The organism is Bradyrhizobium sp. 604_D8_N2_3, assembly GCF_051810765.1.
Classification (GTDB): Bacteria; Pseudomonadota; Alphaproteobacteria; order Rhizobiales; family Xanthobacteraceae; genus Bradyrhizobium; species Bradyrhizobium barranii.
Map to the genome: position 1 here is coordinate 7,029,122 of NZ_JBPWPM010000001.1, position 12,883 is coordinate 7,042,004.

14 protein-coding genes and 1 pseudogene are annotated in these 12,883 nt (G+C 57.2%); 9 read left to right on the forward strand and 6 right to left on the reverse strand.

Going from position 1 to position 12,883, the window contains the following annotated elements; genetic code table 11:
- Nucleotides 1–82: 82 nt before the first annotated feature.
- Complete coding sequence (locus AB7245_RS33705; protein WP_225005375.1) at nucleotides 83–292, forward strand: PRC-barrel domain-containing protein; 210 nt, start codon at nucleotides 83–85, stop codon at nucleotides 290–292.
- 1,769 nt (nucleotides 293–2,061) lie between these two features.
- Here AB7245_RS33705 and AB7245_RS33710 read toward each other — a convergent pair.
- On the reverse strand, nucleotides 2,062–3,030 hold the full coding sequence (locus AB7245_RS33710) for a c-type cytochrome (RefSeq protein WP_439035434.1): 969 nt from the start codon (nucleotides 3,028–3,030) through the stop codon (nucleotides 2,062–2,064).
- A 281-nt stretch (nucleotides 3,031–3,311) separates the two neighbouring features.
- The gene (locus AB7245_RS33715; RefSeq protein ID WP_247345241.1) at nucleotides 3,312–4,322 is read right to left on the reverse strand and encodes an ABC transporter substrate-binding protein; all 1,011 of its coding nucleotides are present in this window, start codon (nucleotides 4,320–4,322) and stop codon (nucleotides 3,312–3,314) included.
- 248 nt (nucleotides 4,323–4,570) lie between these two features.
- Between AB7245_RS33715 and AB7245_RS33720 the strand changes: the two genes are divergently transcribed.
- Entirely contained in the window at nucleotides 4,571–5,794 is a 1,224-nt protein-coding gene (locus tag AB7245_RS33720) for a mannosyltransferase family protein (protein ID WP_439035435.1), read from the forward strand.
- Nucleotides 5,795–6,166: 372 nt separating this feature from the next.
- Here the strand turns inward: AB7245_RS33720 and AB7245_RS33725 are convergent, their stop codons facing one another.
- A complete protein-coding gene (locus tag AB7245_RS33725) occupies nucleotides 6,167–7,144 on the reverse strand; it encodes an ABC transporter substrate-binding protein (RefSeq protein ID WP_247458032.1) in 978 nt (325 codons plus the stop codon).
- Between the two features lie 132 nt (nucleotides 7,145–7,276).
- Nucleotides 7,277–7,795, reverse strand: a pseudogene (locus tag AB7245_RS33730) (winged helix-turn-helix domain-containing protein); the annotation flags it as partial.
- Between the two features lie 171 nt (nucleotides 7,796–7,966).
- Between AB7245_RS33730 and AB7245_RS33735 the strand changes: the two are divergent.
- The 3 genes from AB7245_RS33735 (at nucleotide 7,967) to AB7245_RS33745 (ending at nucleotide 9,334) form a co-directional block, all read left to right on the forward strand.
- A complete protein-coding gene (locus AB7245_RS33735; RefSeq protein WP_439035436.1) occupies nucleotides 7,967–8,323 on the forward strand; it encodes a DUF1127 domain-containing protein in 357 nt (118 codons plus the stop codon).
- Between the two features lie 79 nt (nucleotides 8,324–8,402).
- The gene (locus AB7245_RS33740; protein ID WP_439035437.1) at nucleotides 8,403–8,708 is read left to right on the forward strand and encodes a hypothetical protein; all 306 of its coding nucleotides are present in this window, start codon (nucleotides 8,403–8,405) and stop codon (nucleotides 8,706–8,708) included.
- Between the two features lie 245 nt (nucleotides 8,709–8,953).
- Nucleotides 8,954–9,334 carry a hypothetical protein gene (locus AB7245_RS33745; protein ID WP_208088292.1) on the forward strand — a complete coding sequence of 127 codons (381 nt, stop codon included), beginning with the start codon at nucleotides 8,954–8,956 and terminating at the stop codon, nucleotides 9,332–9,334.
- 52 nt (nucleotides 9,335–9,386) lie between these two features.
- Here AB7245_RS33745 and AB7245_RS33750 read toward each other — a convergent pair whose 3' ends face one another.
- On the reverse strand, nucleotides 9,387–9,563 hold the full coding sequence (locus AB7245_RS33750) for a DUF2934 domain-containing protein (protein ID WP_208088293.1): 177 nt from the start codon (nucleotides 9,561–9,563) through the stop codon (nucleotides 9,387–9,389).
- Between the two features lie 460 nt (nucleotides 9,564–10,023).
- Here AB7245_RS33750 and AB7245_RS33755 point away from each other — a divergent pair, with 460 nt between their 5' ends.
- The 3 genes from AB7245_RS33755 to AB7245_RS33765 all read left to right on the forward strand — a co-directional run bounded on the left by AB7245_RS33755 (nucleotide 10,024) and on the right by AB7245_RS33765 (nucleotide 11,307).
- Nucleotides 10,024–10,233 (forward strand): hypothetical protein, encoded by a 210-nt coding sequence (locus AB7245_RS33755; protein WP_439035438.1) that lies wholly within the window; start codon nucleotides 10,024–10,026, stop codon nucleotides 10,231–10,233.
- A gap of 80 nt (nucleotides 10,234–10,313) precedes the next feature.
- Nucleotides 10,314–10,493 carry a helix-turn-helix domain-containing protein gene (locus tag AB7245_RS33760; RefSeq protein WP_439035439.1) on the forward strand — a complete coding sequence of 60 codons (180 nt, stop codon included), beginning with the start codon at nucleotides 10,314–10,316 and terminating at the stop codon, nucleotides 10,491–10,493.
- Between the two features lie 283 nt (nucleotides 10,494–10,776).
- Nucleotides 10,777–11,307 (forward strand): septal ring lytic transglycosylase RlpA family protein, encoded by a 531-nt coding sequence (locus AB7245_RS33765; RefSeq protein ID WP_439035440.1) that lies wholly within the window; start codon nucleotides 10,777–10,779, stop codon nucleotides 11,305–11,307.
- A 40-nt stretch (nucleotides 11,308–11,347) separates the two neighbouring features.
- Here the strand turns inward: AB7245_RS33765 and AB7245_RS33770 are convergent, their stop codons facing one another.
- Entirely contained in the window at nucleotides 11,348–11,590 is a 243-nt protein-coding gene (locus AB7245_RS33770) for a hypothetical protein (protein ID WP_247458038.1), read from the reverse strand.
- A gap of 756 nt (nucleotides 11,591–12,346) precedes the next feature.
- Between AB7245_RS33770 and AB7245_RS33775 the strand changes: the two genes are divergently transcribed.
- On the forward strand, nucleotides 12,347–12,748 hold the full coding sequence (locus AB7245_RS33775) for a VOC family protein (RefSeq protein WP_247458040.1): 402 nt from the start codon (nucleotides 12,347–12,349) through the stop codon (nucleotides 12,746–12,748).
- The last annotated feature ends 135 nt before the right edge of the window (nucleotides 12,749–12,883 follow it).

Below are 12,883 nucleotides of genomic sequence, written 5' to 3' on the forward strand. Positions count from 1 at the left end.
TCCCAATGCCGAGCGCTGGGACAAACCTCGGCGGTGAGCCGCCTCGGGACAGTACAGACGGCGCAGCCGAACAGGACGAGCAATGCCACCAGTGATGCTCCGTGCATCAAACATCTTGAGAGAGTACGGTGAGGCGCGATCCGAGTTGATCGGCAAGGCCGTCGTCCTTACCGATGGACAGGCAGGCACGGTCGAGCACGTTTGGCTGGATGAACTGCACGGGCTCCGCGTTTCGATCGCTGGTCATGATGGAAGATGGCCGGTCTCAACCATCAAGTTTGCTGAGTCCTAGACCTCGCGGCTGCGCGTTGCCCAGATCGCGTGCTCCTTTCAGAACATTCCAATCAAGATGAAAATCCCGACCTCGGTCAGGAAAGTGACGCTCATGATCGCGACCGTAAGGAACACGTCGCTCGCCGAGAGAGGATCCATGAATGCCTCGCATCTTGCGAAGCCCGGGGAGTAAATCATTCAGGCTAGAAAATGTTTCGGTTCCAAACGCAGACGGCGCGAGATGCGAGCGGCGCGGACATCCGAGGCGGCCTTAAGGCGAAGCCCGCTTAGGGGCATTTCGAGACCTGGCCGCTGTTCTGAACGATGTCGGGTTGCCCCTCACGAACCGACACCGCCGAGCCAGAGCATAAGGTCGGCAATGGGCCAACAGGCGACAATGATGAGCAAGGCCGCCAACTGGGGCGGCCTTACTCACTCTTAAATTCCGCAATCTTTCGATCTTGACACCATAGCTCTACGTCGTAGCCATCTACCAAGCATCTGGCGCGCTTCTTGGCTTCGGTTTCGTCCTTGCACATTAGAATGATGCGAAGCTCGATATGCCCTGCATCTACTGACCCCCTTCGCGCTCGGTCGGCCTGAGACGGCCTTATTCCTCAGGGGGTTGCAGACCCGAGGACGTCAGCCATTCGTCTACATGAGAAGCGGTTTCGAGCTGGCGCAGTCTGCGTTCTAGAAGATCGCGCTGCGGTCCTGGCTGCGTATTTTCGATTTCCGCTATGATGCGAGCTCGTTCCACGTGCAGATTGTCGTCGATGTGGGATTGTGAGTGTCGTCCCATGGCACTCTCCTTTCCCTGCGTGAATTGGGAGGGAGCGCAACTGGCGTTCTCACCACCGATCAAGGCACGGTGCCGTGCGGTGATAGAACTAGTATGCACCCGGAACGGGAGCGACGCCAAGATCCGGTAGTGGCCATTGAACCGGATCTGAGATCTCGCCACTTCGCTCATGGGCCAACAGGGGAAGCAGCGCGGCTCGACCGTTCACTGAGCAAGCACGTCCTGATGGCGTCCGGCGTGGCCAAGCCTGGAACGCCTCAGCGACAAGATTAGCGGAAAAGCAGCCGCCGGGTTGAGCGCGGCGACGGCTTCTTCTTTACGCGCTCAGACGGCCGCGACTACCCGTCGCGTCGCATGAAGGAAACGGTTAGCGGGCGCTGCGGCGCCATCAATTGGATGACGCTCCTGTTTGCGCAATTCATCGACTAGACGTTCGAGGTAGGGTGGCAGAGGCGAGGCTTCGAGAGATAAGTTCTGTTGCAATCCGTCACCCACCTCGTCATAGATCGACCGGGCGGCCTTATGATCAATGTGGTCCGATATTCGACTGGTCGGTTCCATATCGCGACCTTTCTATTAGGCCCCACGATTAACTCAAGTTACAGGGATGCGAAAATGTTTCGCGCACATTCGAAGAATGCCGATGGCTCCGTTGAATGGAACGAAGACACTGTGTGCGTCAGAACGATTGCCATTGTCAGCGCTGATACCTGCAACCCGCTGAATTAGTGAAACTCTTGGGGCGCGACTTTCAACACTTAGAATGTCCGTTCCGGGTCAGGAGCGTTGCTGTGGCCGTGCGCCGGTCACTTCCGATCTACCCCCGACTCCAGACGTGGCGCTGCGATGCGATAACTGACGCGAAGGGCCAGAACCGGACCTCATACGCCCTTCTATGAAGAGAGCGATGCGACATTCAGGAGTTGGGCCCGATGCTCCTGAGCATGGCCTTGTCCCGGTGTGGCGTGGCGCGGTTTCGTGCCTGCTCACGGATCGCGAGATGCGAGGTACGCGACAATCGCGAGAAGGTCCTGCTCGTCGAGATTGGCTACAATTTGGGCCATTAACGGGCTCCATTCTCCCGTTCGAGCGCCATGCTGGAAGTCATAGAGCTGCCGGAACATGTAGCTCGGTGAACGACCAGCAATGCTTGGCAGCGGTCCAAGCCCTTTCAGGTCCGCGCCATGGCACAACGCGCATTGGATCGTTTTGCCCGACCCACCTTTCATGACTAGCGCCTCGCCTTTGGCGAGGCTCCCGATTGGTGCATACGCTGTGAAGGTCGATCGAGGGTCGCGGCTTTCGAAGCGGAGCAGATCGTCGGGGATCTCCACGATCCGCGCTCCGATCGGCTCGCGCTCGCTGGTTTCCACCGCCGCCCAAAGCAGACCCGCCACATAGGTCTTTGGCGCGGTGTCGCTCTCGACCACCTTGATGCGTTTGCGCGGCTGCAAGGCCGAAAAGTAGGCTGCCGCGGCTTCGATTTCGGCGTCAGTGATCGGCTTGGAAAGCTCGATCATTAGCTTTGGCGGAATTCGCTCGGGGAGGGCTGTACTACGCGCCCCGCTCTTGTAGTCGGCCATTTGCTGGATGATGTAGCTCTTCGGCAGCCCTGCAACGTCCGCGTTTTCCGGACCACCAGGCCCGGTGGCGCGGTGACAAAATCCGCATGCGAACACACCGGGTTTGCGGCCGTTCGCGACGATGTCCGGCAGCGCGCCGTGATCGCTGGGGTGCCAAATGGGCGCAACAAAACGATCACGCAACTGGCTCCAGGTATAGCCGGCCGTGCTCTCTGGCACGCGAACTGGCTTTCCGTCATCGACGGGAGGCTTGTAGTCGGGATTGTTCGGCGTATAGGCCCAAGCGGGAGGACCGTCTGCGGCGGTTGCCATCCGTATCGCGAGTAAGCCACAAACGATCACAGACGAGAGCAGCGCGGGAACAATCCTCATTTTCAGTTCCCCGAGTGTCCGGGCCGGCAGCTATGGGGAGCTTGCCTCACCCATGAACTCCGGGCAAGCCATTCAGCTGCGACGTTTTGATCTCGGCGTTGCTGTGAAGCCCCGCCGGGTTCGACGCGACCGGGGTCATTCATGACGCGAAAGGCGGTACCGTTTACTACCCCCTATCCGGTCAAGCACGACACCAAGTATGTCTGAGTTGGGTCAAAAGCCGATATCAGCCCAACTCGTTGTTATGCCCCCAATGGGGCCACAACCGGGGCTTTGCTTGTTTACTCAATGACCGTATCGGCAATCGCGACGAGCGCAGGAGGTACGGAAAGCCCCAGCTGCTTGGCTGTCTTGATATTAATGGACAACTCGAATTTGGTGACTTGGTAGATCGGGATGTCGCCGGGCTTTGCTCCTCGGAGAATTGCGTCGATATTATTGGCGACGCGCTTATTCAATTCGATCAGGTCGAACGAATAGGCCATTAAGCCCCCGGCCTCGACGGATTCGGTAAACGAAAAAATCGCCGGAAGCTTCACGTCGCTGAGCAACTTGGCGATCAAAGTGCTGTTTTGAAAGGTCTCAGGCGAAGGGAGGACCATGACTGCATTTGCACCGTCGCGGGAGATGCTCTCGATGGCCGCCCGATAGTCTGCTTCGCTGGCACCAAATTCCACTAAAGACACCCGGAGAGCGAGGCTTGCCGCTTCGGCCGCTGCGCGAATTGCGGGGCCTGCGGTTGGCCCATTCCAGTACGCTCGAAGAGCGAGACACCCAAGTATCGAGATCGTCGGAACCATCTCGCGCAACAGTGCAATTCGCTTTCCATGAATGGATAGACCAGCGTCGATGCTGGCTCCCGTGAAATTGCCGCCTGGGTGAGCCAGACTTTCGGCGAGCCCTTGCTTAACGGGGTCGGAAGTGGTCACTACAACCGGAATACGCGATGTTAGCTTTTTGAAGATGACGGCGTCAGCGCCAATGACGTAGATGATTGCCGGGTTGCCGCGAACGACTTCCGTCGCCAGGGCTTCGAGGCCGGACGTGTTCTGCTCTCGGCCGTAACGTTCGACCTCGAGGTTTTGTCCCTCTATCTGCCCCAACCGCCGAAGCTCAGCGAATAAGGCTCGCCAAGCTTTGGTTTTGCTATGCTCACGCAAGTCCGCGCTTGGCTCTGCTGGGCTGAAAATAGCAAGGCGCTTGCGATTGGGGATCTGCTGTGCACCCGCAGCGAGCGGCCATACGACCGCCGCACCGCCAACAAGAAGACTGATGAAATCGCGCCGTCTCATGCAGCCCTCCAAGGAGGCTCAGGACCACGCTAGATTCAGTTGGAAGCATACCACATCGCGGCATGGGAGTCGGGGTATTGGAGGCGCAAGATGTCGCGCGCGGCAATCCGCTGTTCTGCGTTGCGCCATGACCGCTAAGGGTCAAAGGCTGCCCTCGGCAGCTCCACGACGCTATTCGCTCAGCTCTCGAAAGCGGACAGTGCGAGGCCAAGAGCGGAAGTCAGCTAAGGGCCAAAACCGGAAGTGGAATGGTTTTCGATACATCTAGGGCGATTGATCTTAGGCCTGTACCAAGCGACAGTATGGACATGGAGATGCAATGTCCGAACTGGAAAAGTCATTCTTGGCTTCCCTATTGTTGGGCCATCTTGATATTTTCTTGTTCGCGGGTGGTGGTCGCGCTCGGGCTGGTATTCTCTCAAAAATATCTGGCCATCGGGAGGGCCGATGTCTGGTCTGCGGGACCGATCTGGTACCACCAATTGTTACAATGGGACTCGGAATGGTATTTCAAGATCGTCACAGAAGGCTATCGGTATAACGGCGATCCGACTATTCAACAGAATATCGTGTTTTACCCGCTGTATCCCATTCTCGCATGGGGCCTGACAACGATTAGCGGCCTCACGCCTGCGGATGCTTTGCTGTTGGTATCGAATGTCGCAGGATTGTTTGCTATCGTCGTTCTTTTCAAGCTGGTTCGCGAAGAATCTGGTGATCAACTCGCTCTCGCCACCATCGCGCTGTTCAGCTTTTTTCCGGCTTCGGTTTTGCTATCGGCCGGGTATACCGAATCCTTAGCACTGCTTCTAATCGTTTCGTTTTTTCTTGTTTTAAAACGAAAACATTATTTGTCGGCAGCGCTGCTCGCAGGCTTGGCACTTACCGACCGATCAACGGGCATTGTATTATTGCCGGTCCTTCTCTGGGAGATGTGGCGCAATCGCAATGAGAAGCCATTCCTTGTTGCCCTCTTGCCATGCATCCTTCTCGCGACATCGGGTATCTGGCTGTTCATGATTTATCTCTGGAGCTCTTTCGGGGCTCCGTTTGCATTTTCAGATGGGCAGACGGCTTTCCATCAAGGAACGACCTTGGCTACACGATTGATTGCAGCACTCAAATTTGAACCCTTCACCCGAATGATGCTCAATGACTGGAATCCATGGGGGCAAGCCAGCTGGTTTACATTGTTGTTCCTTGTCCTGATTGTTGTGGGTTGGTCTCGACTGCCCTCAACTTGGACAGTGTTTGCCATGGGTGTGCTGTTGTTGCCATATCTAACACTCAGCGGTGGGCCGGCAGGCTTCGTCTCAATGAGCCGATTTAATCTCCTCTCATTTCCACTTTTTGTAGTGCTGGCTGATTTGGGATTGCGAGCGAAGTGGCTTTTTGCAGGAGTGATAGGACTTTTCGGTGCGTCTTTGCTCATGAACGCCGCCCTGTTTGCTCGGAGAATTTGGATCGGTTGATCGCTACAAGGCGCTCACGGCGACATCTCCCTAGCCGCAGCGACCAGTTTCACACTGCGTACCCCGCAATAGATCTTTCAGATCTAACGTCCGCTCCGGGTCACCAGCGGACAAATCTCGATAAGCTTCCGATAGCCCGCTCCTGCCGAAAGCAGCCTTCGCACCCTCGCTTCGCACTGCTTCGAACCCCTTCGCACTCATGTGCTTCGCACCCCCCTTATACCCCCCGGCCGGTGCGAAGCCCGGCCCCGGTCTCCGAAGACCGGGCCGGGCTTCGCCCTAACTCGTTACTCAGCTAAAAGGTGACTTTGGCGCGCGAGGCGGCAATATCTGCTAGGGACCTATAAGTCGAAATCACAGCAAACAGCATCTCTATTCGATCACCTCATCGGCGCGAAGGAGCAATAAGGTCGGCACGCTGAGACCGAGTGCGTTGGCAGTTTTCATGTTGATCACGAAGTCGAATTTGACCGGCTGCTCTACCGGCAGATCAGACGGCTTGGCGCCTTTGAGGATCTTATCGACGTAGCTTCCTGCGCGGCGGAACAGATCGGCTATATCGGGGCCGTAGACGATCAATCCATCACTAGCGAATTGTCGGGAGAAATGAATCGCAGGCAGATGATGTTTCGCCGCGAGCGCGACAACTCGGGGGGCCTCGACAACGGTGAGAGTATCGCCAAAAACAATGATTGCATCCGCGCGCTGGGCTGCGGCCGAGGCAAAGGCAACATCAAGTTCCTCGGCCGTGGTCGCCTGAACTATCGGCAGAGCCACGCCGAGGTTGCGCGCCGTACTTGGTACCTCATCGGCTAACAACAGCCTGTGCATTGGGTTGCCGGGATTGACCAAGATCGCAATTTGCGAGGCACCGGGCACCAGTTCCCGCAGGATTTCTATTCGTTTTGCGACGAAACTTCCTGGCACGTAGGTCGCAAGCCCCGTTATGTTGCCGCCCGGACGCGCTAGGCTTTGTACGAGGCCGAGTCCCACGGGATCGGCCACAGCTACGAATACAATGGGAATGGTCGTGGTCGCCGATTTCAGGGCTTCGGTTGCCTGTGGTGCCGCGACGACGAGCACATCGGGACGGAGAGCAATCAGATCGGCAATTGAAACTGGCAGTCGGTCCGGGGGTTGGGAAAAACGATAGTCAATAGTCAGGTTTCTTCCGTCTATCCAGCCATTGTTTCGCAATCCATCGAACAACGCCCGCTCGGCTTGATTGAGCGCCTGCCCGCCTCCGTCACCTACGGCGAGAAAGCCAAGTCGATGGCGTCTACCCTGCGCGCGCAAACGCCCTGACCAAGCGAGAAACGCCGCAGCGGCTATAAACTCTCGCCGCTTCATTCGACCCTCATCGCAACTTGAGGAGGACGCAGTGCAGAGTATCAGATTTCAAGGGTCGTGGTACTCGGTGAGATGCTTTGCTGCGTCGCAAAGCGGGAAGGCGCATGCCCGCAACCGGTCACTACCAGCCTCAGCCTGACGTGCGATAACAAACAGAGACTTAAACCGCGACAGCGCTGTGATGATCTCCTCTACCATGCCCTCCGCAAAATATTCCTGCTCAGGGTCGCCGCTCATGTTCTCAAACGGCAGCACGGCGATGGAAGGTCTGTCGGGGAGCGCAAGATCGAGTTTTTGAAGTTCTACCTGATCGTCGGCAACTGTTGCGCCTGCCGGTTCCTTCGCTTCCCGAACAGCTCCAACGAAACGAAAGCCCTTGCGCTGTAGTGTCTTGATGAAGCGTTGTTCGTCGCCAGAATCGCCAATTGCAATCCGGGCGGCGTTTAAGCGGGTTGTCAGCGCCGCATCGGATACGCTTCGCCCATTCCAAATGGCTTTGATGAGGTCATCCGTGCTGACAACTCGCTCCCTATTGCGGATCAGGTAATCGATCAGGTCAAATACCTGTGGTGCGACGGAGACGACGTCCGCCCCGCGATGCAGCTCGCGTCGGTCCGTGTCGAATACGTACTCCGCGAAGAGATAGCGCAAGATGCGAATCCCGTTGGATGAGGGCTCCCATAACCGGGTAGCGCTTTGGCCTCGCCGAAAATCGCGAGAATAAGCCGCCGGTTGGGACAATGTAAGCTGCCGGTCAAGCGTCCCCGCCAATCCCGCGGCACTCTCCCGTCGGGGGAAAAACACCGTCCAGGAGACACCAGAATGACCACGACGCACGGCACTACGTGGCTGGAATGGACATCCGTATCGACCTGGCATGTCACCAGCTTCATCTCGAAATGTTGGGATGCCTTTCAGGAGCGCCGCGAACGCCAAAAATTGAGCGCCACCTTGTCCGACCTAAGCGACGGAGAACTGATGGATATCGGCACCACGCGCGGCGAGATCGACTACGTCGCCTCGCACCGAGGTATTGACCCGGGGGGCATCCGATCCGGCGAATGGCTGCGATATCTGCCAACGGTGGACGGCCAGGTTGGGCCTAGGCCAACAGCTGACATCGAGGGACGTCAATGGAATGACAGAAGCGGACAGATTAAGTCGGGCTTTATTCGATAACCTCGTCGGCGCGTGTTAGAATGCTCTCCGAGATGTTCAGGCCGAGCCAGCTGACCGCCTCGACCGCGACATTTATCTGGTGCTTGAAGACTTCGGCGCGCGTGCCGGTTGCGCCTGGCGCGAGACCGACGAGACTGACACCGACCTCGAGACGATCCTGCAAACTCTCCGGTCCGGCCAGTACGCCTATCCGGTCCGAATTGTATCCTTCAATGCGGTCGAGGGGTGGTCGCGGGATGCGACTTCCGGGGTCGCCGACGCATTGGCCCAGCGCGCAACCGACACCGACGCCAAGATCTCGTCTGCGCTGCAAGACTTCATCGCCGCTAACGCCACAAAGCGCTTCGACATGCAGCTAGCGCTGCCATTGCAGTGGGTCGCCTGATGTTCAGCGAGGGTAACCCGGCGGCGGCCGGTGCCACGACCACGACGTGCGTCAACTGTGACGATCACGGCTGGGTATCGGGACAGAACATCACCCTGATCAGATTTGGGCGACACAATCAATGAGGGTTGGCCCGAACGCTTCGCAATGCGCGCGAATGCGATCGGCCTTCAAAGAATCAAAAAGAACTTAGGAGCCAGTGAGCCCTTCTCACGTTGTTGAGGAAACAACCCAAGGAGGAACTCATGCGTCGCATCGCACTTGCAGCAATCGTTGTTGCCGTTGGCTTGACGCCAGTGGTGGCTCAACAGACCTCGCCAAACATGCAAAACGAAGCCGATAAAGGCATCAAGACTCAAAACTCCGGTGCGTCGGGTTACGTCGGTGAACAGGACAGACCAGGTTCCGCAGCGCAGATGCCGGGCAGCAGCTCGGGTCGCGCCGATTCTACGACGACGGCACCAAGCGCTCAAAATTCGGGAACAGGAATTGCCGGAGCACCGGGTAGCACAAGCGGCCCCTCTCCTAAAGGTACTGTCGGTCAGAACACGACGACCCAGCAACAGGACTCATCGAATATCAAAGGTCTGCCGGGAAACAAGAGCGGCCCGCCCGCCAAGCGTTGACGGCTCGTTGCTCGAAGGCGCGTGGCGTAATCGCCACGCGCCCTGATTGCTCTTATACCGGCAAATTATCGGTCATGCCGGGAGGAAGCTCATCTGGTTGCGACCGTTCCGCCAGAAGCTGTTTTTCGGCTTCAAACCAGAAGGTCTCCATGTCCCCGCTTGGCTCGCCCGCAGCACGCCAAAGCTCGTAGGCACGAATACGAATGTCTTCCTGACTTAAGTTTGGCATGGTCGCTCCTCCTATTGCGCAAACCTTGCTCTAGAAGTTCTCGCGATCGATCTTCGGTGCCGCCGGAAAACGTATCGACGTTTTAATCTTGCGGTTGTCGTCCGAGCGGCATACTCGATGCGATCTATGTCGGCGTTATCGGCCGCAGTAACGTCCAAACGCCAATTCATGCCGTTCGGATAACCTTCGTCGCATTCGATTTCGACCGCGATGACCAATTCGCCTCCCGGAAAGCTCCGGATCTCCTGCAGTGCTATCAGCTCCAGATCTTTCCTTGACACGCTGATCATTGCGAGGCTCCGCCCGCCACTTCCTCTGACAATACGCTGCGTTATTGCCTCGTTCCTAAAGCTTGAGACGAACAGCATGCCGTCTTGTCGCACAGGTAAGGCACAGCAGACCCCGTCAGTTCTGGAGGAACCAGGCTCTCCACGGTTCATTGTCGCTCGAGGAGGACGCCATGACTGACACGCCATCCCAAACCCAAACCTCAACTTTCGCTGCCGCCAACGAAACGGTCCGCGAGGTCGCACGCGATGTCCGCCAGGGGCTCGGCGACGGCGAGCCGCCTGGCCACTGGAAGGCTATCGTCAGCGACCTAACGCGCGAGGCTCCGCTCGCATCGCTCGGAATCGCCTTCCTGATTGGATATATATTGGCGCGCCGTTGATCGCTTCCCGCTCTTGGCGTCGAGGACGATGAACGTGCGGCCTTCCAGGTCGAGGCCGAAGCCAACGGCAAGAACGCCGAATGCGTCAAAGCGCGCTGGCCAATTTCCACGATAACCGCGGCACAGCCGCGACGCTGCTGGCTGAGGCCGGCGCAACGGCCCCGGAGATCGCCGAGGCGCTATGCTGGAGCGTCGATAAGGCGCAGAAGGTGATCGATCTCTACCTCGCCAGCGGGGCGTGCTGGCGGCCAATGCAATAGCGAAGCTTGAGCAATTTCGAGATCGAAAGAGACTGCACCACCGGAGTAGAAGCCAAGCAGCGACTGCTGGAGGCGAATATGATTTGCGCCTTCGGTTTTGCGGCTTCTACGGCGTGATGCGTCGCAGCGATGGCTGCCTGGTGCGCTGCGTCTAAACACTCTGGAACCACCCATCGGACCATCGGTATGCATTCACCTTTGTTCTGCACGTGGATGCGCGTGCAGGAACACAGGCCGATGAGTTCGCATTGTCCATCAGTTTCATTTGTGCGTGAGGCCGATCATGCAAGTTCTTTGTAGAATGATCGCGATTGCAACAATCCCAGCTTGGATGGCGATCTACTCAACTCCTGCTGTCGGACAAAACTTCGATGACAGGTGGTCCATCATTCCAAGAGCTCACGCGGAGCCAGCTCCTGAAGGAAGCGACCAGACAAAGAAGGACGAAACGCAAACGCAACCTTCGATCACACAGCAAACGCAACCTCAGACTTCGGAAGAGCCCTCGAAAGATCGTTCAAGAGCTCAATCTCAGAATCGAGTCTTCTCCGGCACGGCCTCCTACTATTCTTATGCCAAAGGCAAGACAGCGAGCGGTTCATCGTTTGATCGTAATCGGCTAACAGCAGCGCACCGCCGCCTGCCCTTCGGTACCAAGCTGCGCGTCACCCACGGAAGCCGAAGCGTCATCGTCATAGTCAATGACCGCGGTCCGTTCGTCCGCGGTCGTGTCCTCGACCTTTCGTTGGCCGCGGCGCGGAGCTTGGGTATTACGGATCGTGGCGTGGCTCAGGTTCATGCGGAGGTGTTGTGAGCATTCGGTGGTGTCTCAGTTTGTAATTTGGCGAGCGACCTTATGAGTCCTCGTTGGTTTTTTGCTCGCTGGCTTCTAGCTGAAGCAATCCAATGAAAACTACCAAACCGACAAGCGCTCCGATGGCCGCGCCAGTATTTTCCGCGAAAAGACTCCCGCCGATGCCTTTGCCGATGAACGAGCCGAAAATGGCGGTGAACCAACACCATAACGCGGCAAATATCGCCAATGCGGCGTACTTGCAGGCGGTTAAGAGCTTTCGGCCGATCGAGGCAATTGACATTTCTCGACCCTATAAAAAGCGCGAAGCCGCTGAGATTTCAAACTGAGACACTACCGAGCATTCGACCACTCGAGGAGTATGGGGGCAGGATCGCTTGTGCAGATAGATAGGTGACGAGGGTCGCTAACGCTTTCGCCTTCTCCGACTGCGCAGGTTGCTCGATAAGCCGACATAAACGTGCGCGTCCATGCACGTTAACTTATCCGGGCATACATCTGATGGGTATCAACGCGGGCTCGCTATTTCCTTGGTCTGGACGGATGAAGCATGCTCTATTCGAGCGCCTTACTTCGGTAGCTGCAAGCCGGGTGAGTTCAGCCATCCCTCGATATGGGCGGCGACATCGGCTTCGCGGGCCGTCCTCAAAAGGTCCTCCTGCTCTGGACCCTGCGGCAATCGCTCTGCCTTTTCTCTCGCTAGTCTGGCTTCCTTGATGAGCTGCTCTCCGAGCGTTCTATTCGGTGTGAACCGGAAGCGCTTCATGACTTCCACCTGTCACCAAGTTCGCTCTGCTTAAACCCTTTCAGGCCACCGAAGTTCTACGGAACTCTACACCTTGTGTTCGCGCAGCGGAACACCTTCGTTCGCCGCATGTTCTCGAAGTGAAGGGGGCTACGCCCTCCACCTTCCGCCTAGTCCATCCGGGCAATGAACAGAGTTCCGGAATCCGGAACCTTGCCAATTCCCAAAATTGTACAGCGGTGAACCAGACGGAATTCGCGAACAAAACGGCAGCAACTAGCAAGGAGGACCATCATGAGCAGTATGAACTCTGTGGTTCACTTCGAAATGCCCTACGACGACCGCGAACGCATGGCGAAGTTCTATGAAAACGTATTTGGCTGGCAGACACAGATGCTCGGGGAGGAAATGGACAACTATGTCCTTGCCACGACAACCCAAACGGACGAGAGCGGCCCCAAGCGACCAAGCGCGATCAATGGCGGCTTTTTTCCGAGGAAGCCCGATTGGCCGGCGCAATACCCTTCCCTCGTCATCGCAGTCGATGACATTCACGCTGCGATGAGCCAAGTGACTGACGCTGGTGGCACGATACTGGGCGAGCCTTTGACGATACAAGGCGTAGGCCAGTACGTCTCGTTCTTTGACACAGAGGGCAACCGCGTAAGCATGCTTCAACCCATTCCGCGCAACTAACATGCCCGCATGACGGAATAGGCATGAAAGAGATCTCGCTGCCCGAGATGTCCCTGTTGGGCACCTACGACGCGATCAAGTGACGTTTGTTCGATGTCTGCATCGGGTCAATCGCGTCGGTTTGGCTCTCAGCCG